Consider the following 25,070-nt stretch of genomic DNA (forward strand, 5'->3'; position numbering starts at 1 on the left):
AATCAGTCGGCTTCGGCGCGCAGCGGCCGCGTCATCAGGCCGGCAACCGCCTCGTTGATGGTGATGGCCTTGTCGAGCAAGGCGGCAACCGCCTCGACGATCGGCGCTTCGATGCCGCGCTCGCGGGTCAGCCGGGCGGCGATGTAGGCGGTGGCGACGCCCTCGGCCAGCGGCCGGCCGGAGAGTTCCTCGCCTTTGCCGAGCGCCACGCCATAGGCGAAGTTGCGCGACTGCGCGGAAGAACAGGTCAGCATCAGGTCGCCGAGACCGGACAGGCCCATCAGCGTTTCTGGCCGGGCGCCGAAGGCAGCACCGATGCGGCGCAGCTCGACGAAGCCGCGGGTGACCAACGCAGCCTGTGCCGAGGCGCCGAGGCCGGCGCCGGTGACGGCACCGGCGGCGATGGCGAAGACGTTCTTCAACGCGCCGCCGAGCTCGACGCCGATGAGGTCGTCGGTCGAATAGCAGCGCAGATTGGCGGCGGAGAAGCGCAAAGCGAGGGCTGCAGCGCGCTCGTCGTCTTCGGCGGCAACAACAACGGCGGTCGGCAGGCCACGCGCCACATCGGTGGCGAAGCTTGGGCCGGAAAGGGCGGCCACCGGATTTTCGGGCAGGAGTCCCCTGGCGATGGCCGACAGCAGCGTGCCGGTGTCGCGCTCGATGCCTTTGGCGCAGAGCACCAGAGGGACATGGGAGGCGACATGCGGCTTGACCTCGCCAAGCACGCTGCGCAGCGCCTGGGCCGGGGTGACGACCAGCACGCAGTCGGCCCCGGTCAGCGCTTTCGCGAGGTCGGATGTCGCGGCGATGCCGGTCTCGAAGGTGATGCCGGGGAGGTAGCGCGGGTTCTGGCCCTTGGCGATGGCCTCGACGCTGTCGGCGTCGCGGGCCCAGAGCGTGACTGAATGGCCGGCGCGCAGCATGGCCAGTGCCAGCGCCGTGCCCCAGGCGCCGCCGCCCAGAACCGTGACCTTGTATGCGCTCATGCCTTGGCTCCCCGCCTGCCGGAGCCGACGACCGGTGCTGAGACGCTGTCCAGCGGCCAGCGCGAGCGCGGCACGAAATCGAATGCGTCAGGCTCGGCCAGCCCGGCGCGCAGCCGCTCGATGCCGGCCCAGGCGATCATCGCGGCATTGTCTGTGCAGAGCCACATGGGCGGTGCGATGAAGCTGAAGCCATTCTCGGCGCACAGCGCTTCAAGCCTGGCGCGGATCTGGTGGTTGGCGGCGACTCCGCCGGCAACCACGAGCGACGGGCCCGCAACATCGGGGAATTCGGCGCGGAAGCGGGCCAGCGCGCGCTTGACGCGGTCGCCCAGCGTGTCGGTGACGGCGGCCTGGAAGGAGGCGCAGATGTCTGCGACATCCTGGTCGCTCAACGGTGCAACTGAAGTTGCTGCCTGGCGCACCGAGGTCTTGAGGCCGGAGAAGGAGAAATCGGGCTGGGCGGAGCCTTTCATCGGACGCGGGAAGACGAAGCGGGTGGCGTCGCCAGACTGCGCCGCCCTCTCGACATTGGGGCCGCCGGGATAGGGCAGGGCCAGCATCTTGGCGGTCTTGTCGAAGGCTTCGCCAAGCGCGTCGTCGATCGTGGTGGCCCAGCGCTGGTAGTCGCCGACGCCGCGCACCAGAACGATCTGGGTGTGGCCGCCGGAGACGAGCAGCAGAAGGTATGGGAATTCGAGCCCGTCGGTTAGCCGCGCGGTCAGCGCGTGGCCTTCGAGATGGTTGATGGCGATCAGCGGCTTGCCAGACGAAGCGGCAATTGCCTTGGCCGTCATCAGCCCGACGATCAGTCCACCGACAAGGCCGGGGCCGGCGGTGGCGGCGACTGCGTCGATGTCAGCGAGCGACAGGCCGGAATCCTCAAGTGCGGCCTCGACAATGCCGTCGAGCGCCTCGACATGGGCGCGTGCGGCGATCTCAGGCACGACGCCGCCGAAGGCTGCGTGTTCCTCGATCTGGCTGAACACCGTGCTCGACAGGATCACCGGCTTCTTGCCTGCCTCGAGCGCAACGACGCTGGCTGCGGTTTCGTCGCAACTGGTCTCGATGCCGAGAACACGGATCAATTGGTCGCTACCCTGCATGATTGCCCGGTGGTAATTTCCTAGATAGGAGGTACGGGACCGCCCCGCCAGCGCGGGGTTATCACGGACCAAGCGCTATGCAAACTAGAGCCTTGAGAATCGGAACCCGCGGCAGCCTGCTAGCGCTTGCGCAAGCGCATGAGACGCGCGCGCGTCTGATGGCGGCGCATGGCCTGCCGGAAGAGGCGTTCGAGATCGTGGTGATCGCCACCAGCGGCGACCGCATCCAGGACCGGCCGTTGGCGCTGGCCGGCGGCAAGGGCCTGTTCACCAAGGAACTCGAAGAGGCGATGTACGCCGACGAGATCGATTTCGCCGTGCATTCGTCCAAGGACATGCCGACGCAACTGCCCGACGGGCTGGAACTTTCGGCGTTCCTGCCGCGCGAGGACCCGCGCGACGCCTTCATCGGACGGGCGGCGCCCAGCATCGCGGAGTTGCCGGAGGGTGCAGTCGTGGGCTCTTCGTCGCTGAGGCGGCAGGCGCTGATCCGGCGCATGCGCCCTGACCTCGACGTGGTGATGTTCCGCGGCAATGTGCAGACTCGCCTGCGAAAGCTCGACGAGGGCGTGGCCCAGGGCACCATCCTCGCCAATGCCGGCCTGCGCCGGCTCGGCCTTGCGGACATCATCACCGACCTGATGCCGCTGGACGTGTTTCCGCCGGCGCCGGGGCAAGGTGCTATCTGCATCGAAAGCCGCATCGGCGACAGCCGCGGGCGCAACATGCTTGCGGCGATCGACCACAAGCCGACCGGACAAGCGCTGGCCTGCGAACGGGCGTTTCTTGCGGCGCTCGACGGTTCGTGCCGGACGCCGATTGCCGGATACGCTATGATCGACGGTGACAGGCTGTCCTTTGAAGGTTTGATCCTTACACCGGACGGTACCTTGTCACACGAAGCCAAGGCCGAGGGCCGGGCGGCAGACGCTGCTGAAATCGGCCGCAAGGCCGGCGAAGACGTCAGGGCACGCGCCGGCGAAAAGTTCTTCGAGGGATGGAGCTAGATGGCACGCCGTGTGCTGGTGACGAGGCCGGATCCCGGCGCCACCCGCACCGCGCGGCGCCTTGAAGCGCTCGGCTTCGAACCAGTACTGCTGCCGCTTTCCGAAACCCAGCCGCTGCCGGTGACGCGCGAAAGCGTGCCGACCAACGCCACCGCGGTTGCCGTGACGAGCGCTAATGCGCTGCGCCATGCGCCGAGCGGGCTGGTCGAGCGGCTCAGCCACCTGCCGTGCCACGCGGTGGGCGCACGGACCGCGGAGGGCGCGCGCAAGGCGGGATTTTCCTCCGTCAACGAAGGGCCGGGCGATGCGGCAGGCCTTGCCGACATGATCGCCATCGAGCTGGGCAAGGCAACGCTGGCCTATCTGTGCGGACGCGTGCGGATGCCGGATTTCGAGCGGCGCCTCGGCGCAAACGGCATCAAGGTCGTGCCTATCGAAACCTACGACACAATAGCCCTTTCACCGCCGCCTTCGTTCGTGCGCCAGCAACTCGGCGGCCAGCCGGTCGACGCGGTGCTGATCTATTCGGCGCGAGCGGCAGCCGCATTCGGTGCGCTGATGGAAATGCAGGCCGAGGCGGATTTCCTGATACGGGGTGCGACGTGTTTCTGCCTGTCGGGGCGTATTGCGTCGGCGCTGGGCGACGGCTTCAATGTCGAGGTCGCGCCCGATCCCAACGAGGATGCGCTGCTCGATCTTCTTGGCTTGCCGGACTGACGTTGCGTTGACCGTGCCATCACGCGGCCTTTTTTCGCTGGACGGTGGGTGTTACTGATTTTGATCTTCGACCCCGCAACCGCCGCGGGACATGTGCCAACGAAATCTCGGAGCCCCAAGCATGGTCAAGACGCCGAAGACGCGCCATTCGAAGACGCATCGCGAGCCGGTCACGATCGAGCTGGAGCCAGGCGCGGTGTCGCGCGTCGAGGACGTCGCCAAGGCTGAGGCCGTGGCGGAGGCCGAAAGCGTTTCGGCGACGATGAGTGACGAGGCGGTGGCAGAGCCCGCTGCCAGCGAGCCGAAAGCGCCGGCCGATACCGATTATGCCTCCTACAGCTACGATTTCGACAATGGGCAGCAGGCGCAGCAGCCGAAAGCCGAGGCGCCGGCAAGTGCCGCAGCATCGGATGCCGGTAGCTCGTACGCGTCGAGTTCGGCTGCTTCCACGTCAACTCCGGTGCGGCAGTCGACGTCCGGCATCCTGCCGGGTCTCGCCGGTGGCCTGATCGCGCTTCTGGTGGCCGGCGGGCTGCAATATGCAGGCGTGCTGGGCACACCAGGCAGCGCGGGCGGCAGCGGCGACGAGCAGTTGCAGGCCGAGATCGCTTCTCTGAAGTCGCAGGTCGCCGATATCGGCGCCTCGAGCGGGGGCGGCGAGCTCAAGGGGCAGGTCGACGGCATTTCCGCAGCGGTCCAGGAAGTGAAATCCGAGATCGAGGCGCTGAAGACGGCGGCCGGCCAGGCCGGATCGGGCGAGGCGCTTGCAGGGCTCGACGGCCGCATCAAGCAGATCGAGGCGGCCGTTGCCACGCTCGGCCAGAACGGGGCGGCGTCGACCGAGTTCGCGGCGCTGAACGAACGCCTTGCCGGGCTCGACGCGGCGGTGAAGTCGGCAAGTGAGGCCAGCACTGCCGACGACGGCAAGATGGCGACGCTGGAGCAGTCGGTTTCCGCGCTCGCCTCCAAGGTCGAGGCGCAGGCGTCCCAGCCCAAGATTGCGCTGGCGATCGCCGCATCGGCGCTCAAGGCAGCCGTCGAGCGGGGTGGCGCCTTTGGCGCCGAACTCGAAACCTTCGCCGCCATTTCGCCCGACGCGCCGGAACTGGCCACGCTCAGGGCGCATTCCGAAAAGGGCGTGGCGACACGGGCCGACATCGTCGCCGAGACCGACGCCGCCGCCAACGCGATGATCGCGGCGGCGAAGCCGGTCAATCCGGACGCCGGCGTGTTCGAGCGCCTGGTTTCGAGCGCCGAACAATTGGTCAAGGTGCGGCCGATCGGCGCCGTCGAAGGCGCGGGCGCGCCAGAAACGGTGGCGCGCATGGAACTGGCGGTCAGCCAGGGCGACTTCGCCAAGGCAATTGCCGAATACGAGACGCTGCCGGATACGGCCAAGGCGGCGGGTGCCGACTTTGCCGCCAAGCTCAAGGCGCGGCTGGAGGTCGAGACGCTGGTAGACCAGCTCGTCGCCAATGCGATGAAGGCGTGAGGAACATCAGATGATACGCATCCTGTTCTTCCTCGCCGTCGTCTTTGGGCTCGGGCTCGGTTTTGCCTGGCTGGCGGATCGCCCGGGCGACATGGTGGTGACCTTCGGCGGCTACCAGTACCAGGTCAGCCTGATGGTGGCTGCGGTGGCCGTGACGGCCATCGTGGTTGCGGTGATGTTGTCGTGGTGGCTGACCAAGTCGCTGTGGAACAGCCCCTATGCCATCGCCCGGCATTTCCGCGCCCGCCGCCGCGACCGTGGCTACCAGGCCCTGTCGACCGGCATGATCGCAGCCGGTGCCGGCGATGCGGCGCTCGCGCGCAAGAAGAACAAGGAAGCGGCAAAGCTGATCCGCTCCGACCAGGAGCCGCTGATCCAGCTGCTCGATGCCCAGGCGGCACTGCTCGAAGGCGACCATGACGGCGCGCGGCAGAAATTCGAGGCCATGCTTGACGATCCCGAGATGCGGCTGCTCGGCCTGCGCGGGCTCTATCTCGAGGCCGAACGGCTCGGCGATCGCTCGGCCGCCCGCCACTATGCCGGGCGCGCCGCAGGCCTTGCGCCACAGCTCGCCTGGGCGGCGGATTCGACGCTGGAGGAAAAGGCCGAGCGCGGTGACTGGGATGGCGCCCTGGCGCTGGTCGATGCGCAGAAGTCGACGCGGCAGATCGAGCGCGACGTCGCCAACAACCGCCGCTCGGTCCTGCTGACGGCCAAGGCGATGTCGCTGTTCGAGAGCGACTTCAACACGGCGCGCACCGCAGCGCTGGAAGCCAACCGGCTGCGGCCGGAGTTCGGCCCGGCGGCCATCATCGCTGCCAAGGCGCTGTTCCGCCAGAACGACGTGCGTAAGGGCTCGAAAGCGCTGGAAGGCGCGTGGAAGGCCGAACCGCTGCCAGATGTCGCCGAACTCTATGTTCATGGCCGACCCGGCGATGCGGTGCTCGACCGGCTGGCACGGGCCAAGAAGCTGCAATCGCTGAAGCAGAACCACCCTGAATCCTCGCTTGCCGTGGCGCGGGCGGCGCTGGAGGCACAGGATTATGCGCTGGCACGCGCCGAGGCCGAGGCGGCGGCCCGGATGCAGCCGCGCGAGGGCGCCTACCTGCTGCTTGCCGACATCGAAGAAGCGGAAACCGGCAACCAGGGCAAGGTGCGACAGTGGCTCGCCAAGGCGGTGCGGGCGCCGCGCGACCCGGCATGGGTCGCCGACGGCGTCGTTTCCGAGCGCTGGGCGCCGTTCTCGCCGGTGACCGGCAGGCTTGACGCCTTCGAATGGAAGGCGCCTGAGGAGCGTCTCGGCCATCTCATCGAACAGCAAGACGAGGAGCCGGAAGCACGCGTGGCGATCCCGGCGATCCGGGCCGCACAGCCCGCCGGCGATGACATCGTTGAGGTGGAAAGCGACGTCGAGGTGATGCCGGAAAAGGCGACTGAGACAGCCACGGCAAAAGTCGTTCCGCCGACGCCGGATGGTGTCGCCGGGGTGGTGGACGAGGACAAGGCAGAGCCGATCCGGCTTCCCGACGACCCGGGTGTCGACCCCGAGGTGGAACGGGAAAACGCCCAGCGGCGTTTCCGTTTGTTTTGATTATCGGCCAACCCTAAATCTAGGCTTGGCCCCAAACAGGATTCGCCAATGTTCGAGCGCATGATTTCGTTTCTGAAGGATCTGCCGTCGGCGGGCACGAGGCAATCGAGCGAGGACGACCCGCGCGTCGCCGCAGCGGCGCTGATGTATCACGTCATGGACGCAGACGGCGACCGGCAGGACGTCGAATGGGAGCGCGTCAAGCAGCTGCTGGCCAAGAGCTACGGCATTTCGGGTGGCGAACTCGACCGGCTGGCGAAGGCCGGCGAGCAGGCCGACAACGAGGCGATCGATCTCTACGCCTTCACCAGCGTGCTCAAGCGCAGCCTGGACGACGAGGCGCGCAAGGACTTCATCGGCATGATGTGGGAGATCGTTTATGCCGATGGCGAGCTGCACGAGATGGAGGACAACACCATCTGGCGCATCGCCGAACTGATCGGCGTCGAAAGCCGCGATCGCATCGAGGCCAAGCGCAAGGCGGCGCAGAAGGCGCAGCGTTCCGTCGGACCCGAAGCGGACGAATAGGCGCTCGATGCCGGGCAAGGCGAGAGCGAAGATCCTGGTTGTCCTGCATCAGGAGCATTCCAGCGCCGGCCGTGTCGGCCATGTGCTGATCGAGAACGGTTTCGACCTCGATATCCGCCGGCCACCGCTGGGCGACCAGCTTCCCGGTACGCTCGACGGGCACGCCGGGGCGGTGGTGTTCGGCGGGCCGATGAGCGCCAACGATCACGACGAGTTCGTGCGCCCCGAGACCGACTGGCTGACCGTGCCGCTCAAGGAGAACCGGCCGTTCCTCGGCATCTGCCTTGGCGCACAGATGCTGGTCAACCATCTCGGCGGCAAGGTCGAGGGCCATGGCGACGGGCTGGTGGAGATCGGCTGGTATCCGATCAAGGCGACCGAAGAGGGCCGCAAGCTGATGCACTGGCCCGAAATGGTCTACCAGTTCCATCGCGAGGGCTTTTCTCTACCGAAAGACGCCGTTCTGCTGGCTTCTTCGGACACGTATCCCAACCAGGCTTTCCGTTATGGCGACAATGCCTGGGGCATCCAGTTCCACGCCGAGCTGACGCGCGTGATGATGCAGCGCTGGGTGGTGCGTGGCGCAGAACGCTTCGTCCTGCCCGGCGCACAGCCCGGACGCGACCATCTCGGCGGCCGGCTGATCTGGGACATGCACCTCAAGCGCTGGCTCGACGAGTTTCTGGTTACGATATTTGGCCGGGGGGATGGCAGGGCAGTAAGGCAGTAGGGGAGTAAGGGTTCGCATATTGCCTATTGCCTTACTCCCTCGTCAAACCCTTCCATCCAGGCGCCTGACCTTGCGCAGCTGCGGGAAGGTCCACGCCCAGATGCCGGCGACGGCGACGGCGCCGATGCCGCCGAAAACGACGGCCGGCACGGTTCCGATCAGGGCGGCCATCGTGCCGGCGCGGAATTCGCCGAGTTCGTTCGACGCGCCGACGAAGACGCCGTTGACGGCGTTGACGCGGCCGCGGACACGATCCGGTGTCCACAGCTGGATCAGCGTCTCGCGGATGTAGACGCTGACCATGTCGGTCGCCCCGATCAGGGCAAGGGCGGTGATCGACAGCCAGGGAATGGTCGAGACGCTGAATATTGCCGTGACGACGCCGAACAAAGCGACGAAGACGAACATCACGAGGCCGGCATGGTCGCGGATCGGATGGCCGGCAAGCCAGACGGCAACGAGGATGGCGCCGACGCCGGGAGCAGCGCGCAGCATGCCAAGGCCCCATGGCCCGAGTTCGAGGATGTCGCGCGCATAGACCGGCAGGAGCGCGACGGCGCCCGACAGAAGCACGGCGAACAGGTCGAGCGAGATGGCGCCGAGTACGATCTTTTCGCCCCAGATGTAGCGGAAGCCGGCGAATAGCGTTTCGGCGGTCGACGCGTCCGTTTCGCTGCGCTGTGCCGGCTTCGGGATCGAAAAGATCAGCACCGCCGAGGCGAGCATGATCGCGGTGGCCGCGCCATAGGCCGCTTCGGGCGAGACACCATAGAGCAGGCCGCCCGCGACCGGCCCGACGATGGTGGCGGTCTGCCAGGCGGACGAGTTCCAGGCGACCGCGTTGGCGAAATCCTCGGTCGGAACCAGGTTGGCGACCAGCGAGGCCGACGCAGGTCCGAAAAAGGCGCGGGCAATGCCGAAGACGGCGAGCACGGTGAAGATCGGCAGCGGACCGGCGAGGCCGTGGACGGTGAGGATCAGGAGGGCTGCTGCGCACGCGGTCTCGACGAGCGCCGCCAGCGCCATGATGAGCCGGCGGCCGAAGCGGTCGGCGACGACGCCAGTGACGAGCACCAGCAGCAAGGCCGGCGCGAACTGGATGACGCCAACGAGGCCGAGGTCGAAGGGATTTCGTGTCAGGTCGTAGATCTGCCAGCCGACGCCGACGGAGACGATCTGGGTGGAGAAGGTGGCGAGGAAACGCGCGATCCAGAAACGCGAGAACGCGCTATGGCGAAATGCGGCGAAGCGTTGTTCTGGCGCGGTTGCGGGATGGGCTGTCATGTGGTCCGGCGGGTTTCGACGCCGGGTCAGATCGCCCCGGCGGAGGTGCCATAGCGCAGATCGGCGCCGGGCGGGCGATATTGTGCCGCTGGATCAAGCTTTTCGGCAAGGGTGCCAGCGTGGTCCGGCGCTTCAAGCCGCCGGACCACGCTGCGCGGCCGATGTGAGGCTATCTCACAAAGACCGTGACCGAGCCGTCGGCCTCGATGCTGGCTGCGACGATGGCCGAGGTGTCGATCGTTTCGGCGTCGAGCTTCGTCTTCAGCGCTTTGTTGGCCATGATCGCAGCCTGCACGCCGGTGATGTCGGCCTGATTGTCGCCGACGGCCTTGTCCAGCGCCTGCTTGTCGTCGCCGGTGGGCGACAGCTTGACGATGTTGACCGCGCCGACCCTGGTCATGGCCTGGATGGCGGTCGCGGTGTTCCTGCTGGCCTGGATGGCCGACAGGACTGTGCCGAGATCAGCCTTGGCGCCGGTGCTCGCCGTGGTGGAGGTGTCCACGGAGCGGGCTTCCGTGCTGGCCGCGCCACCGGCAAAGGCGGGCGTTGCGAGAGCGGTGGACGCAAGCAGGACCGCGATGGCGAGTGAATGTCTCATCTTCTACCTCTTCGATTTTCACCCCTTCGCGCCGGGTTAACCGGCCGGAGCGGTATCGGTTCCGTCCAAAGAGGCCCGGCAAGAAAAGTCAGGCTCGATGTTATGGGCGGCAGGCGCCGCAGCGCGTTCGTTTCCATGGCGTTGCGGCAGATCGTGCCGAAGCGATCATATTGCATTGCAACATAGTTTGAGTTGTCCTGCCGGACTGCGTCGCCGATCCTGCCCGCATGTCCAGCAGCCTCATCCCCGCCAACTCATGAGCGCAGCCGCGTCGACGTTCCGGCCCGACATCGAGGGCCTGCGCGCCATCGCCGTGGGCGGCGTGGTGGCGTTCCATTTCGGCATGTCGAACCTGCCCGGCGGCTTCATCGGCGTCGATATCTTCTTCGTCATCTCGGGTTTCCTGATCACCAGGCACCTGATGCAGGAGATCGGCCGCAGCGGCACGGTCGACCTCTGGCGCTTCTACGGACGCCGCGCGCGCCGGCTGCTGCCGGCATCGCTGCTGGTGATCGTGGCTACGCTGGTGGTGGGCTATTTCATCCTGGCACCGTCGGAGCAGCAGCTCTACGCCAAGGGCGCTTTGTTCGCCTCGAGCTACGTCATCAATCTCTGGCTGCTCAGGTGGTCGTTCGACTATTTCGCGGCCGACACGGCGAACAACCCGTTCCTGCATTTCTGGTCGTTGTCGGTCGAGGAACAATTCTACCTGCTGTGGCCGGCGTTCCTGCTGCTGGTGGCGCGGTTCCGGCCGGGCGAAAGGGGCGTGGCCGTTTTCCTCGGCGTCGCGGCGGTGGCGTCGTTTGCCGCCTGCGCCTGGATGACCACGGTGTCGCAACCCTGGGCCTTCTATTTCTCGCCGTTGCGGGCCTGGGAATTCGCCGTCGGCGGGCTGGTGTCGCTAACGGTCGCCGAGCGCTGGGCGTCGGGCTTCCGCTTCGCGCCTGTCATGGGCTGGGCCGGCCTCGCGCTGATCGGGGCAACCTATCTGACTGTCTCGGAGGCCGATCCGTTCCCGGGCTTCCTTGCACTGCTGCCGGTGATCGGCACGGCCATGTTGCTGCTTTCGGGCGCGCGCCAAAGCGCCGTCGGGCCGGCGGCGCTGCTGTCGCTCGCGCCCTTCCAGTGGACCGGCAAGCTCTCCTATTCGCTCTACCTTTGGCACTGGCCGGTGATCGTCTATGCGACAATCCTGTGGCCCGACCTTACGCTCGGCGGCCGGCTGGCGTGCCTGCTGGTGACGGTTGGCTTGTCCGTTCTCAGCTATCGTTTCGTCGAGAATCCGGTGCGGCTGAGCGGCTGGCTTTCGGCCGGTTCGGCGCGCTCGCTGGGGCTTGCGGCCCTGCTGACGTCGCTTGGCGTAACGTTGTCCTATGGCGCTGCCCAATTGGCGGCTCGAAGCGTCGATCCAGACCAGAGGCTCATCGCGGAAAGTGCCGCGCGCTCGTCGTCGGCGCGCCAGATCGACACCGCGTGCGTCGCCAGCCTGGAGCAGACCGAGCCGCGCAGCTGCAGCCTCGGGGCATCGCAGCCGCGAAAGACGATCGTGCTTTTCGGCGATTCACACGCCGACCACTGGTCGACGCCGCTGGCGAAGATCGCCGAGGCGAACAACTGGCGCGTGGTGACCTATCTGAAATCCTCCTGCTCGGTCGCCGCGGTGCCGACATGGAACGTGCGCCTGATGCGGGCCTATGGGGAATGCGATGCGTGGCGGAAATCGGCGATGAAGGAAATCGCCGATCTGAAACCCGACGCCGTGATCGTTGCGCAGTTTTCGTACAGCTATGTCGAGAACGACGTGAACGGCGACCTGGATCACCTGGTCACGCGCGACGTCTGGGCCAATGGCCTGAGGACCTCACTGGCAGCGCTGAGCGAGACAGGCGCCGAGGTCGTGCTGCTCAGGGACGTTCCGGTGCACAAGTCGTATCTTGATCGCTGCGTCGCCCGTTCATTGTGGCAGGGCCGGAGTGCCGCGGTGTGCGATACGCCGCGAAACCAGGCGATCGACGAGCGGGTATCGGAGACCGAACAGGCCGCGACGTCAAGGCTGCCTGGTGTGAGATATGTCGACCTCACCGAACTGTTCTGCAACGAGACGACATGCCCGGCGATGATCGGCGGCAAGCTGACGTTCCGCGACCGGCACCACATCGCCACTCCCTACGCGGCGACGCTGGCAGGCTCCATGCAGCGCGCGATCTTCGGCAACCAGGTTGCGGCGCGTTGGCCGTGAGCGCCGCCGTCAATCGCGCGCCCGAATTGCTAGAGCTGGATGCCGACCGTGCTGAGGCCGCGGGTGATGCTGCCGGTGGTCGGCAATAGCGGGATCAGGCAGGCCTGGAGCGCGTGGTAGATATCGGGCTTGCCATAGAAGGGGCCGGCATTGGGCTTGAGCTCGTCGTCGAGCTGGGCGTGCCAGCCGCCGTTGCGGCGGTCGATGAAGCGGGTGGCGCAGAAGCTCCAGATGCGACGATACCAGTCCTCGTAAGCCTGATTGCCATCGATGGCGTTGAGCATGGAGGCCGCACCGATGGCCTCGCAGCATGGCCACCAGTAGCGATCCTTGATCCGAGCCGAGCCGTCCCATTCGAGCGTGTAGTAGAAGCCGCCCCTGGCTGTGTCCCAGCCATCCGCCGTTGCCTGGCCGAACAGGTTCCTGGCTGCATCGGGCAGCCAGTCAAGCTTGCGGCCGCCGAGTTCCCAGAGCTGCAGCAGGAGCCGTGCCCATTCCAGCGAATGGCCCGGCGTGGTGCCGTAGGGGCGGAACATCGGGTCGCCGGAATAGTCGCGGTCGAGCTTCCAATCCAGGGTGAAGTGCTCGGGCAGGCGCCAGCCGGCAGCGGCAGAATGGCGGCGGATGATCAGGTCGGCGATGCGCTCGGCCATCGACAGGTAATTGCTGTCGCCGGTCGCCTCGAAGGCGGCCATCAGCGCCTCGGTCAGGTGCATGTTGGAGTTCTGGCCGCGGTAGCTGTCGAAAGGTTTCCAGTCGCGGGTGAATTCTTCGGCCACGGCGCCATGGCTGTCTTCCCAGAATTTTTCGGACAGGACGGTCGAGATGTCGGTCAGCAGGCGGTCGGCATCGGGGTGGCCGGCGACCTTGGCGCTCGCGGCGGCAAGCAGCACGAAGGCGTGGCCATAGGCCTGCTTGGTGTCGTTGGTCGGGCCGTCATAGCCGACACCCCAGAAATAGCCGCCATTGGTGGCATCGCGATGGCCGTTCCAGAGGAACGCCATGCCGTGGTCGACAAGTGTGTCGGCGCCCGGCCGGCCGAGCAAATGGGCGATCGAAAAGCAATGCACCATGCGCGTGGCGACATGGATCTGGCGACCGGCGAACTTGCCCGGAACGGCGCCAGGCGCCATCGGGCGGCCCTGGTCGTCGAGGTCGTGGAAACCGCCGAGCGGATTGAGGCTTTCGCGCTCGAAGAAGGAGAACAGTGCGTCGGCCTGCTGCAAGAGCCACAGGCGGTGGCTGGCGAGCGTGGTCCATCTGGCCGAGCCGGTGGAAATTTCCAAAGAAGTCATGGATGGCGTTCCCCTGCAGCCGATGGCGTGATTTCCGCGACCTAAGACGTAATGGCCGCCGCACTCAACAGGAAAACGCCATGATTTACGTGCAGCGGTGCAACAGCACTGTATTTAGCCAATATGCCACGGTGGACCCACTAGTCACGGCGCTTGCCGCGCATTATGGACAAATGGCGCGCTTGACCGAGTTGGCAGCGAGATTTCGGGGACTAAATGACGAAATTGATGTCGTCCAAGGCGGACGGCCAGCCCACCGGGGCTGTGGCTGCAAGTGAACACGCGGCTGAAAAGGCCCTTGTTCGCCGGCTTGCCTCGCATTGCAATCGCTTTCGCGACCCAGACGACCGCCGCGCGGCGTTCGAACTGGCTGTGACGCTGGTGCCATTCCTGGCGATGGGGGCGGTACTTGTCTGGCTCGCCGCCTATGCCGAGCCGCTGCTCGGCGCCTGCCGCTGGCTGCTGCTGGCGCTGCTGGCGCCGGTATGTGCGGCCTTCCTGGTCCGGCTGTTTGCGATCCAGCACGATTGCGGCCACGGCTCGTTCACCAGTTCGCGCGAGGCAAACCGCATCATCGGGCGGGTGCTGAGCGTCTTCACCTTCACGCCTTATACGCTGTGGCAGAAGGCCCATGCCGTCCATCACGGCTCGTCGGGCAATCTCGACAAGCGCGGCATCGGCGATATCGATACCCGCACGGTTGCCGAATACGAGGCGATGACCACCGGCCAGCGGCTGATGTACCGCATCTATCGCAATCCGATCATCCTGATCGTGATCGGCGTGCCGATCTACTTCCTGATCATGCACCGGCTGCCCTACAACGATGCCATTCCGCGCGTCGAGGCATGGCGTAGCGCCGGCGGCCTCAATGTGGCGCTGGTGCTTGTCTATGGCGGGCTCGTTCTCCTGGCCGGCTGGGCGGTGATGCTGGCGGTCCTGCCTGTCGTGGTGATGGGTGCCTGGGCCGGCGGCTGGCTGTTCTACGTCCAGCATCAGTTCGAAGAGACGCGCTGGGATGCCGGCGAGGCCTGGGACCTGCATGTCGCTGCCTTCGGCGGCAGCTCTTGGTATGCCTTGCCCGCTGTGGCCCAGTGGGTCACCGGCTCGATCGGCCTGCATCACATCCACCATTTGTGCAGCCGCGTGCCGTTCTATCGCCTGCAGGCCTGCTTCGACAGCAACGCGGAACTGCGCGACGCCAGCCAGAGCGTCAAGCTGACCTTCGGGAAGAGCGTTGCCTGCATCAACCTCGCGCTCTGGTGCGAAGACCGCCGCCGGCTGGTGACGTTCGCCGACGCGCGGGCGTAGCCAAGCAATAGCTTCCATCTCTGCGACAACCGACTGCGCCGGAGCGCGGCGGTCTCGGCGAAGGTCGTCTCGGATCGAGCGCCAGCAAGCCTGCTGGGCGGTCGAAACGGCGGAACACAATGCCGTGATGGAAGGCCGCCGGCTCTGGGTCAGTCTGCCTCGCATTTCCAGGGGCAAACAAGGCTGCGGGCAGGGACTGCGAGACGGCCCTTTCCCGCGCCTTCTTCGACTATCGATGCTGAGCCGGCGCATACCGAAAGAGGTGTGTAATGCCCGCTTTCGGGGCTTCCCGTTGAAGGAAAGCTTCATCGCAGACGGACGGGGCGTCGGGGCTCCGCCGAGGCTGAGCCTGCCGGCAAATCGATGCCACACGAGTATCTGCGAACATGGCAGGGTAAGGGGCGTGACCGCTCCGGTACACGTATTGGTGAATTGAAGTTATCGCTGCACCGCACCTATTATCCGTTACCGACCAACTGTTCGGTAATTGTTGCAAGCAGTGTAGGCGTGAACATATGGCCCGTCCCAGGGTAATCGAGCAGAGCGACATTCTGGATGCGGCGGAACTCGTGGTCGTGCGCGATGGCGCTGCACACCTGACGCTGGACGCAGTCGCGACCGAGGCCGGGATCAGCAAGGCCAGCGTCGTCTACGACTATAAATCCAAGCAGCAGCTCATCAATGCCGTCATACGGCGGCGCGTCGAGAACGAGGAACAGCGGGTCCAGGCGGCGACGGTGGAACTTGGACCGGTTCCGAGCCCGGCGATCAACGGCCTCGTCGCGGCGGCGGCCGAGCGACCGCGCGACCATGCCCGCGCCGTGGCGGTAAATCTGGTTTCCGCTCTCGCCCAGGACGCCGAATCGCGCGGCATCATCGAAGCGGTCTATGCACGGATGATCGCCTCGGTCACGGAAACCGCGGACAACCCGCGCGGCGCCATTCTTGCGCTTCTGGCACTCGAAGGCCTCAAGCGCCTCGAAATGCATAATCTGCATCCCTGGTCGGATGCCGAACGCGCGGACATCCTGCGCGACATAGGCTGGCTGATCGACGCCGAGCATCTGAGATCCAAAGGCCCCAGAGCTCCATCAGGCGATTGATCGCCCGCCGCCAAGCCACCCCATTATCGAAGCCCTCGCTCGCCGTTCCGGCAATCGTCAACCTTTTCTGGATTTTCCCATGCGTATACCCGCTTTGCCGCTCAAACTTGCCGCGGCTGTTGGCCTGCTCGCACTCGTCTCCGGATGCAGCGATGCCAACGGTTCAGCCGAGGCAAAACCGTCGGCACCCCCGCCATCGCCGGTGAGCGTGATCGAGGTGGTGCCCGAGGCACTGCCGATCCTCAACGAACTGCCGGGGCGCATTGCCCCAACCCGCATCGCCGAGGTGCGGCCGCGCGTCTCGGGCATCGTGCTGGAACGCGTCTTCGAACAGGGCAGCCTGGTGAAGGAGGGCGACGTGCTCTACCGCATCGACCCGGCGCTGTTCCAGGCGCAGGTTGCGAGCGCCGAAGCGACACTGCAGCGTGCGCAGGCGGTCCAGCTCCAGGCACGCCAGCAGTCCCAGCGCCAGAGCGAACTGCGCGAGCGTAACGTCTCCAGCGGCCAGCAGCTCGACAACGCCGTTGCCGCCCTTGCGCAGGCCGATGCCGACGTGGCGATCGCCACCGCCGGGCTTGCGACGGCGCAGCTCAATCTCGACTATGCCGAAATCACGGCGCCGATCTCCGGGCGCATCGGTCGCGCCATGGTCACCGAGGGTGCGCTGGTCAGCGCCAATGGCCCCGAAAGCCTGGCGACAATCCAGCAGATCGACCCTGTCTATGCCGACTTCACCCAGTCGGCGAACGAGCTTCTCAGGCTGCGGCGCGCGCTCGAAAACGGCGCGCTGACGAATGCCGAGGAAGGCGCGGCAGGCGTCATGCTTAGGCTCGACGACGGCAGCGAATATGCGCATCCGGGCAAGCTCCTGTTCCTGGAAGCCGCGGTCGACGCCACGACCGGGCAGGTGACGCTTCGCGGTGAGTTCCCCAACCCCGAGGGCGACTTGCTGCCGGGCATGTATGTGCGCGTGCTGATCGAGCAGGGAATCCAGCAGAACGCCGTCGCAGTCCCGCAGCAGGCGATCCAGCGCGATTCGGGGGGCGGCTCGCAGGTCTATGTGGTCAACGACAAGAACGTGGCCGAGCTTCGCCCGGTCCGGGTCGGACGCGTGGTCGGCGACCGCTGGGTCGTCGAAGAAGGCCTCAAGGCGGGCGACAAGGTCGTCGTCGAAGGGTTCCAGAAGGTCAGGCCCGGCGCTGCGGTCGCCGCCCAGGCTTGGAAGCCCAAGGACAAGACGTCAGCAACCGGCAGCAGCGGCGCGGCTACGCCCGCCAGCGAGCCCAAGGCCGGCTAAGGAACATCAGAGATGCCCCAGTTTTTCATCGATCGACCCATCTTCGCATGGGTCGTGGCGATCTTCATCATGCTCGCCGGCGCCATCGCCATCCCGTTCCTGCCGGTCGCGCAATATCCGAACGTGGCGCCGCCACAGGTCTCGATCAGCGCCACCTATGCCGGTGCCGCGCCCGAAGACATCTACCAGAGCGTCACCCGGCCTATCGAGGAAGAACTGAACGGCGTCCCCGGCCTGCTCTATTTCGAATCGACGTCTGATTCCTCCGGCATGGTCAGCATCACCGCGACCTTTGCACCGGGCACCGACAGCGGCCAGGCCTCGATCGACATCCAGAACGCGGTTCGCCGCGTAGAGCCGCGGCTGCCGCAGGTGGTCAAGCAGGTCGGTATCCGCATCGAGGAGGCCGGAAGCGGCTTCCTGATGATGGTGGCGCTGACTTCGACGGACGGCTCGCTCGACGTCGTCGGCCTCGGCGACTATCTGAGCCGCAACGTGCTCAGCGAAATCCGCCGCATCGACGGCGTCGGCCGGGCGCAGCTGTTTGCGACGCAGCGCGCCATGCGCATCTGGATCGATCCCGACAAGATGGTCGGCCTGAACCTGACGTCGGACGACATCACCAACGCGATCCGTTCCCAGAACGCGCAGGTTGCCGCCGGCCGCATCGGCGCCGACCCGAACCCGATCACGCAGCAGATCTCGGCCACCGTGCTGGTGAAGGGCCAGCTCACCTCCGCCGAAGAGTTCGGCTCGATCGTGCTGCGCGCAAATCCCGACGGTTCGTCGGTGCGGCTGTCCGACGTGGCGCGCATCGAGGTCGGCGCGGAAAACTATAACTTCTCGACCAGATTGAACGGCAATCCGAGCGCGGCGATCGCTGTGCAGCTATCGCCCACGGGCAATGCGCTGGCGACGTCGGAGGCGGTCCGGGCGCAGATGGAGGAGCTCTCGCGTTATTTCCCGGAGGGCCTGGAATACGCGATCCCTTACGACACCTCGCCGTTCGTGAAGGTTTCGATCGAGAAGGTGATCACGACCCTCGTCGAAGCGATCCTGCTCGTCTTCGCGGTGATGTTCCTGTTCCTGCAGAATTTCCGCTACACGGTCATCCCGACCCTGGTGGTGCCGGTGGCGCTTCTCGGCACCTGCGCGGTGATGCTGGCGACGGGCTTCTCGATCAACGTCTTGACGATGTTTGCCATGGTGCTGGCGATCGGCATTCTCGTCGACGATGCCATCGTCGTGGTCGAGAACGTCGAGCGCATCATGGCCGAAGAGGGGCTGTCGCCACGGGAGGCGACACGCAAGGCGATGAAGCAGATCTCCGGCGCGATCATCGGCATCACGCTGGTGCTGACGGCGGTGTTCGTGCCGATGGCGTTCTTTCCGGGAGCCGTCGGCGTCATCTACCGGCAGTTCAGCCTGACGATGGTGGTGTCGATCCTGTTCTCGGGTTTCCTGGCGCTGTCGCTCACGCCGGCGCTCTGCGCCAGCTTCCTGAAGCCGGTCGCCAAGGGCCATCACGAGAAGAAGGGTTTCTTCGGCTGGTTCAACCGCGGCTTCGACCGGACGACGCGCAGCTACACCTCCAGCGTCGGATGGATCGTCAAGCGCACGGGCCGCTTCATGGTCATCTACCTGGCGCTGCTGGTGGGCCTCGGCTGGTCGTTCATCCAGCTGCCGACGTCATTCCTGCCCAACGAAGACCAGGGCTTCCTGATCGTCGACATCCAGGGCCCGCCGGAATCCAGCAGCAACCGCACCCGGGCGATCGCCGAGAATGTCGAGTCGATCTTCATGGGCGAGGAGGCGGTTGACCGCATGGTGGTGGTCAACGGCTTCAGCTTCTCGGGCGCCGGCCAGAACGCCGGCCTGGCCTTCGTGACGCTGGACGACTGGAGCGAGCGCGACGACGACAACTCGGCGGCCGCCATCGCCGGCCGCGCGAACCGGGCGCTGTTCCAGATGAAGGATGCCGTGTCGTTCGCCCTGTCGCCACCGCCGATCCAGGGCCTCGGCACCTCCAACGGCTTCACCTTCCGCCTGCAGGACCGGTCGGGCCGCGGACAGGTGGCGCTTGCCGCTGCGCGCGACCAGTTGATGGCGGCTGCGGCGAAGAGCGAGGTCATCACCGGCCTGCGCATCGAAGGCATGCCCGATGCCGCACAGGCCAACCTGTTGATCGACCGCGAGAAGGCGAACACGTTCGGCGTCACCTTCGCCGACATCAATTCGACGATCTCGGCCAACCTGGGCTCGGCCTATGTCAACGACTTCCCGAATGCCGGCAGGATGCAGCGCGTGACGGTGCAGTCGGATGCCGGGCGGCGCATGCAGACCGAGGATCTGTTGAACCTCAACGTGCGCAACGCCCATGGCGGCATGGTGCCGCTGTCCTCCTTTGCCAGCGTCGAATGGCAGAATGGTGCGGCACAGGTCGTCGGCTACAACGGCTATCCGGCTGTGCGCATCAGCGGCCAGGCGGCACCTGGACATTCTTCGGGTGCGGCGATCACCGAGATGGAGCGTCTGGCGGACCAACTGCCGGCTGGTTTCGGCTATGAATGGACCGGGCAGTCACTGCAGGAAATCCAGTCCGGCTCGCAGGCGCCCGCCCTGATCGTGCTCAGCATCCTGTTCGTGTTCCTGCTCCTGGCGGCACTCTATGAGAGCTGGACGATCCCGGTGTCGGTGATCCTCGTCGTGCCGCTGGGCGTGCTGGGCTCGGTGCTGGCGGTGATGGTCATGGGCATGCCGAACGACGTCTACTTCAAGGTCGGCCTGATCGCTATCATCGGGCTGTCGGCCAAGAACGCGATCCTGATCATCGAGTTCGCCAAGGACCTGCGAAAGGAAGGCATGTCGCTGCTCGATGCGACGGTGGAGGCGGCCAAGCTGCGCTTCCGGCCGATCATCATGACGTCGTTGGCCTTCAGCCTGGGCGTCGTGCCGATGGCCATCGCCACCGGCGCCAGTGCCGCCAGCCAGAATGCCATCGGTACGGGCGTGCTGGGTGGCATGATCTCGGCGACCGTGCTTGCCGTGTTCTTCGTGCCGGTCTTCTTCGTCGCCGTCATGAAGCTGACGCGGCGTGGGAAGGCGGAAACGCGGGAAGGCGCGGATGCGTCCGAGGCTCAGGTTCCGGCGGAATGAACGGTTCCGCAAGCCAGCCGGCGAACAGCCGGACGGCGCTTGAGCGCCGCCTCGAACAGAAGGAGCGCCTGTTTCATGCGGCCGTTTGCGTCGCGCTGGAAAACGGCTTCGGCAAGGTCACCCTGGATGCCGTTGCCCGACAGGCCGGCATCAGCAAGGGCGGGCTGCTCCATCACTTCTCGACCAAGGGCGACCTGATCCGGGCGATGCTGAAGCACTATGCCGATGCTGCCGGTGACGAGAGCCTGAGGGAAGCGGGCGGCGACGGGCTCAATGACGTCGACCCCCTGGCTGTCGCGGCATTGGTCGCGGCGGCCGAAGACACGGCGCTGCTCGAGACGATCAACTCGAGGTTCGACATCCGGTGCAAGGGGCATGCTGGCAACGGGCAGCGGACAACGCAGCTGGCATTGACGTGCGGCTTTGCCAACCGGCTTGTGCTGCGCGAGCGTTGAGGCGATGCCCGGCGGAGGCGCAAACGCCCGCCGGGCACGTTTCTAGGCCAGGCCGAGCCGCTGCTTCCGCCGTGTCGCCCAGGCGGTGATCAGCTGATCGGCGGTGAGGCCCATGAAGGCGACGCACAAGCCGAGCACCAGACCCTTGCCGGCATCGTTGAAGGTCAGCGCCTTGAAGATCTCCTGGCCGATGTCCTTGGTGCCGATGAATGCGGCGATGATGACCATGAACAGCGCGAACATGATCGTCTGGTTGATGCCGAGCATGATCTCGGGGAAGGCGAGCGGCATGCGGATGTTCCACAGCAGCTGACGCCTGGTGCAGCCCGAGGTGATGCCGGCTTCGACGATTTCGGACGGCACGTTGCGTAGCCCGAAGATGGTGTAACGGACGATCGGGATCATGGCGTAGATGATGATCGCCGAAATCGCCGCGACGTCGCCGACCTTGAACAGCATGATGACGGGGATCAGGTAGATGAAAGACGGGAAGGTCTGGAAGGTGTCGCACAGCAGTTTGACGATGCTGGTGCGGCGCTCGCTGCGCGATGCCCAGATGCCGATCGGCAGGCCGACCAGGATGCAGATCAGCACGGCGACCGTCACCATGTAGGCGGTGATCAGCGACCGCTCCCAGTAGCCGGCGAAGGCGATGAAGAGCACGAAGCCGGAAACGGTGAGCGCAAGCCGCAGGCCGCCGAGCGACCAGCCTGCAGCTGCGACGAGCGCGACCATCGCTGTCCAGGGAATGCTCTGGAACAGGTCTCGCACGGGGATCAGCACATAGAGCAGCATGGCGTTGCGGACATATTGCAGCGGCTCGTAGAAGGTGACGGTGACCCAGTCGACCAGCGCGTCCCAGAAGGGTGCGGTGCTGAGAGCGAGATCCGCAGGCCAGGCTTGGGCATAGGGCGTGATCGAGGCCAGAATGAGCGAAACGACGACGACCAGCGCCGATGCGCCGAGGAACGGGTAACGCTGCAGGAAGGTGGCGTCGTCCTCTCTGCGGGACGGCTCCTTGTAGGCGGCGGCGCGGCTCAACTGGTCGAGCGTGATCGCCATCAGCACGATGGCCACGCCACTTTCCAGCGCCTGGCCGATTTTCAGCGCCTGGAGCCGGAACAGCAGGTCGTGTCCGAGGCCGCGGGCGCCGACGAAGGAGGCGATGACCACCATCGCCAGGCACTGCATGATGACCTGGTTGACGCCGACCAGCAGCGGCTGGCGGGCAGAGGGAATCTCGACCATCCACAGTGTCTGGAAACGCGTGCAGCCGGCCATCTTGCCGGCCTCGCGAACCTCTTCGGCGACACCTTTGAGGCCAAGGATGGTGAGCCGCGCCATGGGCGGAATGGCGAAGATGACTGTGGCGATCGTGCCGGCCTTGTGGCCGACGCCGATGAACACAGCGATCGGGATCAGGTAGGAAAAATGCGGCAGCGACTGCAGGACGTTGAGCAGCGGCACGATGAGCGCTTCGAACCACTGTTTCTTCACTGCGAGAATGCCGATGCCGAAACCGATGAGACCGGCGATGGGGGCCGCGACAAGCACCACCGAAAGGGTGATCATCGACAGCTCCCACTTGCCGAAGATCGCCATGTAGGCGACGCATCCGGCGGAGAGCAGGCCGAGGCGCCAGTCTTTGAGATAACAGCCGAGCACGCCCGATAGCCCCGCGGTCATGACCCATGGCATCGCCGCCAGGCCGATCTTCGGAAAGCCCGAAACCAGCAAGCCTTCGACGAAGGCCAGCGGCCAGGTGATGAGTTCGGCGATTGCGCGGGTCAGGTCGCGGAACGAAAACAGCCCGAAGATGGCGTCGTCGCGCATGTGTCCGATCAGCGTGTTCGCCCAGTCGACGAAGGGGATCGTCCAACCCTTGGGCACCTGCACGGCCCAGGCCGGGAGAAGCGAGGCCGCGAGCAGCAGGATGAGGAAGGGCAGCACGACGAGCAGCGGCTTCGCCAGAGATGCCAGGGGCTTTTGCGGCTCCATCTCGGTGGCGCGGGTCAGGGTCGCGGCATTCATGCGCACTGTTCCTTGCCGTAGAGCGCATCGATCAGGCTGTCGCGGCTGAGCGTGCCGACGAGTGCGCCGCCGTCGTCGACGACGTCGACCGGGCGTTCCGACGAGAGCACCTGGCGGGCGACGCTTGCCAGAAGCGCCTCGACCTGCACCGCTGCCGCATCAGGCGCGCGGGCGGATGCCGGCGCCATGATCGATCGCACCGAGAGCAGGCGGTCGTGGGAGACGTTGCGGGTGAATTCGGCGACGTAGGGCGTGGCCGGGCAGGTCACCAGTTCTTCCGCCGTGCCGAGTTGCTCGACGACGCCATCCTTCATGATGGCGATGCGGTCGGCGACGCGGATCGCCTCGTCGAAATCGTGGGTGATGAAGACGATCGTCTTGTTGAGCATCTTCTGCAGGCGCAGGAACTCGTCCTGCATCTCGCGGCGAATGAGCGGGTCGAGCGCCGAGAAGGGCTCGTCGAGGAACCAGACGTCGGGGCCGACGGCGAGCGAGCGGGCGATGCCAACACGCTGCTGCTGGCCTCCGGAGAGCTCGCGCGGATAATAGGCCTCGCGGCCCTTAAGCCCGACGAGTTCGATCACTTCGCGGGCGCGGGCCTCGCGCTTCTGGCGATCGGTGCCGCGGACCTGGAGCGGGAAGGCGACGTTGTCGAGCACGGTGCGGTGGGGCAGCAGGGCGAAGTGCTGGAAGACCATGCCCATCTTGTGGCGCCTAAGCTCGATCAGCTCGCGCTCGGAAGCGGCGAGGATGTCGCGGCCTTCGAACATGACCTCGCCAGAGGTCGGCTCGATCAGGCGGGCGAGACAGCGCAGCAGGGTCGACTTGCCAGAGCCCGACAGGCCCATGACGACAAGGATTTCGCCGGGCATGACCTCAAAGGAAACGTCGCGGACGGCAGGGACGTAACCTTCGGCCCTGATGGTTTCGATCGAGGGGTTGCCGGCGTGGCGGCGCAGGAAGCCGGCGGGGTCGGCGCCGTAGAGCTTCCAGAGATTGCGGCATGCGATTTTTGCTTCGGTCATGTCGAGTTTGCCTCTCGCCAAGGTGGCCGATGGATGTGCAGGGGCGAGGTGGCGCCTGCTTGTGCAGGCGCCACTTTAACCGCGCGATGTCGTTTAGTGCAGGGTTAGCTGGCGGAACCCAGCCAGGCCTTCCAGCGAGCCTCGTTGTCGGCCAGCCATTTGTCGGCGGCCTGCTCGGGCTCCATGTTGTCGATGTCGGCAAGCTTTGCCTGCACCGCGATATCCATGTTGGAGAAGTTGATCTTCTGCAGGATAGCGTAGGCCTTGGGCCACTTGGTCGGGAATTCCTTCCAGGCGGCGATCTTGAGGTAGCCGTCCTTCGGGTTGCCGCAGTCGTAGCTCAGGTCCTTGTTGCTGCCCCAGGCCGGATCGTCCTTGCACTTGGGGTCGAAGGCCGGAAACTCGACGAACTTGCCGTCATAAAGCGCTTCGACGAAGTTCGGCGTCCAGTTGAACAGGACGATCGGCTCCTTGCGTTTGACGGCGGAGTCGAGCTCGGCCCAAAGCGCTGCGGCCGAACCGGCGTTGACGACCTCGAAATTCATGGCAAGGGCTTCGACGCGCTCGGAGTCATGCTTGAGCCAGTCGACCGGACCGCCGAGGAAGCGGCCTTTCGGCGAGGTCTCGGCGGTGGCGAACTTGTCGGCGCAAGCGTTCAGCGCTTCCCATGCGGGCAGGCCGGGACAGACTTCCTCGACATAGGTGGGGTACCACCATTCCTCGCGCGTCTTGGCGTCGTGGGTGGCGGCATCGACGACGCAGCCTTCCTTGACCACCTTCTGGAAAGCGACGCCGAAGGCGCCTTCCCAGACTTCATGCACGAGGCTGACGTCGCCCTCGCAAAGCGCGGTGTAGACGACCTGGCTGTCGGCGGAAACGTACTCGACCTTGGCGCCGCCCTTTTCGAGCAGCTTGCCGACGATGTGGGCGCCAACGATCTGGCTCGACCAGTTGTGCGTCGGGATCTTGATGGCGTCGGTGGAATCCTCGGCAAATGCCGTGCCCGTAGCGAAAGCCAAAATCGTGGCCATACTTGCGGACTTCGTGAAATTCCTCATTGAACCTCCCTTTCCTTTGTGTTGCGATCGTTCCCACGGGATGCGGAGGTCGGTCTCTATGGAC

General features: G+C 65.8%; 20 protein-coding genes. 12 read left to right on the forward strand and 8 right to left on the reverse strand.

Translation table 11 applies throughout. From position 1 onward, the window contains the following. Positions 1-2 precede the first annotated feature (2 nt). Both O1Y97_RS05165 and tsaD read right to left on the reverse strand, forming a co-directional pair. Entirely contained in the window at positions 3-986 is a 984-nt protein-coding gene (locus tag O1Y97_RS05165; RefSeq protein ID WP_318763328.1) for an NAD(P)H-dependent glycerol-3-phosphate dehydrogenase, read from the reverse strand. Next, positions 983-2,068, reverse strand: coding sequence for a tRNA (adenosine(37)-N6)-threonylcarbamoyltransferase complex transferase subunit TsaD (tsaD, locus tag O1Y97_RS05170; protein WP_199914610.1), 1,086 nt, complete (start codon positions 2,066-2,068; stop codon positions 983-985). The genes O1Y97_RS05165 and tsaD overlap by 4 nt, the downstream gene beginning before the upstream one ends. A gap of 98 nt (positions 2,069-2,166) precedes the next feature. On the opposite strand from tsaD, the gene hemC reads away from it, so the two are divergent. From hemC to O1Y97_RS05200, 6 genes are all read left to right on the forward strand, one after another. Further along, complete coding sequence (gene hemC, locus O1Y97_RS05175; RefSeq protein WP_318763329.1) at positions 2,167-3,096, forward strand: hydroxymethylbilane synthase; 930 nt, start codon at positions 2,167-2,169, stop codon at positions 3,094-3,096. After that, positions 3,097-3,813 carry a uroporphyrinogen-III synthase gene (locus tag O1Y97_RS05180; RefSeq protein WP_318763330.1) on the forward strand — a complete coding sequence of 239 codons (717 nt, stop codon included), beginning with the start codon at positions 3,097-3,099 and terminating at the stop codon, positions 3,811-3,813. It begins immediately after the preceding gene. Positions 3,814-3,934: 121 nt separating this feature from the next. Continuing rightward, positions 3,935-5,305: a COG4223 family protein gene (locus tag O1Y97_RS05185; protein ID WP_318763331.1), complete on the forward strand. Its 1,371-nt coding sequence runs from the start codon at positions 3,935-3,937 to the stop codon at positions 5,303-5,305. A gap of 10 nt (positions 5,306-5,315) precedes the next feature. Next, positions 5,316-6,896, forward strand: a complete 1,581-nt coding sequence (locus tag O1Y97_RS05190; RefSeq protein WP_318763332.1) for a heme biosynthesis protein HemY — start codon at positions 5,316-5,318, stop codon at positions 6,894-6,896. Positions 6,897-6,944: 48 nt separating this feature from the next. Next, on the forward strand, positions 6,945-7,424 hold the full coding sequence (locus O1Y97_RS05195; RefSeq protein WP_318763333.1) for a tellurite resistance TerB family protein: 480 nt from the start codon (positions 6,945-6,947) through the stop codon (positions 7,422-7,424). Between the two features lie 7 nt (positions 7,425-7,431). Further along, positions 7,432-8,154 (forward strand): glutamine amidotransferase, encoded by a 723-nt coding sequence (locus O1Y97_RS05200; RefSeq protein WP_318763334.1) that lies wholly within the window; start codon positions 7,432-7,434, stop codon positions 8,152-8,154. Positions 8,155-8,196: 42 nt separating this feature from the next. On the opposite strand, the gene O1Y97_RS05205 is transcribed toward O1Y97_RS05200, so the two are convergent. Then, on the reverse strand, positions 8,197-9,438 hold the full coding sequence (locus O1Y97_RS05205; RefSeq protein ID WP_318763335.1) for an MFS transporter: 1,242 nt from the start codon (positions 9,436-9,438) through the stop codon (positions 8,197-8,199). Between the two features lie 169 nt (positions 9,439-9,607). After that, positions 9,608-10,036, reverse strand: a complete 429-nt coding sequence (locus O1Y97_RS05210) for a hypothetical protein (protein WP_318763336.1) — start codon at positions 10,034-10,036, stop codon at positions 9,608-9,610. A 256-nt stretch (positions 10,037-10,292) separates the two neighbouring features. On the opposite strand from O1Y97_RS05210, the gene O1Y97_RS05215 reads away from it, so the two are divergent. After that, positions 10,293-12,275 carry an acyltransferase family protein gene (locus O1Y97_RS05215; RefSeq protein ID WP_318763337.1) on the forward strand — a complete coding sequence of 661 codons (1,983 nt, stop codon included), beginning with the start codon at positions 10,293-10,295 and terminating at the stop codon, positions 12,273-12,275. A 29-nt stretch (positions 12,276-12,304) separates the two neighbouring features. Here the strand turns inward: O1Y97_RS05215 and O1Y97_RS05220 are convergent, their stop codons facing one another. Continuing rightward, positions 12,305-13,570, reverse strand: coding sequence for an AGE family epimerase/isomerase (locus tag O1Y97_RS05220; RefSeq protein WP_318763338.1), 1,266 nt, complete (start codon positions 13,568-13,570; stop codon positions 12,305-12,307). A gap of 216 nt (positions 13,571-13,786) precedes the next feature. On the opposite strand from O1Y97_RS05220, the gene O1Y97_RS05225 reads away from it, so the two are divergent. The 5 genes from O1Y97_RS05225 to O1Y97_RS05245 all read left to right on the forward strand — a co-directional run bounded on the left by O1Y97_RS05225 (position 13,787) and on the right by O1Y97_RS05245 (position 20,892). Then, positions 13,787-14,881 (forward strand): fatty acid desaturase, encoded by a 1,095-nt coding sequence (locus O1Y97_RS05225; RefSeq protein ID WP_318763339.1) that lies wholly within the window; start codon positions 13,787-13,789, stop codon positions 14,879-14,881. Positions 14,882-15,396: 515 nt separating this feature from the next. Beyond that, complete coding sequence (locus O1Y97_RS05230; protein ID WP_108606340.1) at positions 15,397-15,984, forward strand: TetR/AcrR family transcriptional regulator; 588 nt, start codon at positions 15,397-15,399, stop codon at positions 15,982-15,984. A 79-nt stretch (positions 15,985-16,063) separates the two neighbouring features. Then, positions 16,064-17,281 carry an efflux RND transporter periplasmic adaptor subunit gene (locus O1Y97_RS05235; RefSeq protein ID WP_318763340.1) on the forward strand — a complete coding sequence of 406 codons (1,218 nt, stop codon included), beginning with the start codon at positions 16,064-16,066 and terminating at the stop codon, positions 17,279-17,281. A gap of 12 nt (positions 17,282-17,293) precedes the next feature. Continuing rightward, the gene (locus tag O1Y97_RS05240) at positions 17,294-20,437 is read left to right on the forward strand and encodes an efflux RND transporter permease subunit (protein WP_318763341.1); all 3,144 of its coding nucleotides are present in this window, start codon (positions 17,294-17,296) and stop codon (positions 20,435-20,437) included. After that, complete coding sequence (locus O1Y97_RS05245) at positions 20,434-20,892, forward strand: TetR/AcrR family transcriptional regulator (RefSeq protein WP_318763342.1); 459 nt, start codon at positions 20,434-20,436, stop codon at positions 20,890-20,892. Before O1Y97_RS05240 ends, O1Y97_RS05245 begins: the two co-directional genes overlap by 4 nt. Positions 20,893-20,934: 42 nt before the next feature. On the opposite strand, the gene O1Y97_RS05250 is transcribed toward O1Y97_RS05245, so the two are convergent. From O1Y97_RS05250 to O1Y97_RS05260, 3 genes are all read right to left on the reverse strand, one after another. Continuing rightward, positions 20,935-22,923, reverse strand: coding sequence for an ABC transporter permease (locus tag O1Y97_RS05250; protein WP_318763343.1), 1,989 nt, complete (start codon positions 22,921-22,923; stop codon positions 20,935-20,937). Continuing rightward, a complete protein-coding gene (locus O1Y97_RS05255) occupies positions 22,920-23,948 on the reverse strand; it encodes a quaternary amine ABC transporter ATP-binding protein (protein ID WP_318763344.1) in 1,029 nt (342 codons plus the stop codon). The genes O1Y97_RS05250 and O1Y97_RS05255 overlap by 4 nt, the downstream gene beginning before the upstream one ends. A gap of 104 nt (positions 23,949-24,052) precedes the next feature. Beyond that, complete coding sequence (locus tag O1Y97_RS05260; RefSeq protein WP_108606345.1) at positions 24,053-24,979, reverse strand: ABC transporter substrate-binding protein; 927 nt, start codon at positions 24,977-24,979, stop codon at positions 24,053-24,055. Positions 24,980-25,070 lie beyond the last annotated feature (91 nt).

Source organism: Aminobacter niigataensis, assembly GCF_946995915.1.
Classification (GTDB): Bacteria; Pseudomonadota; Alphaproteobacteria; order Rhizobiales; family Rhizobiaceae; genus Aminobacter; species Aminobacter niigataensis.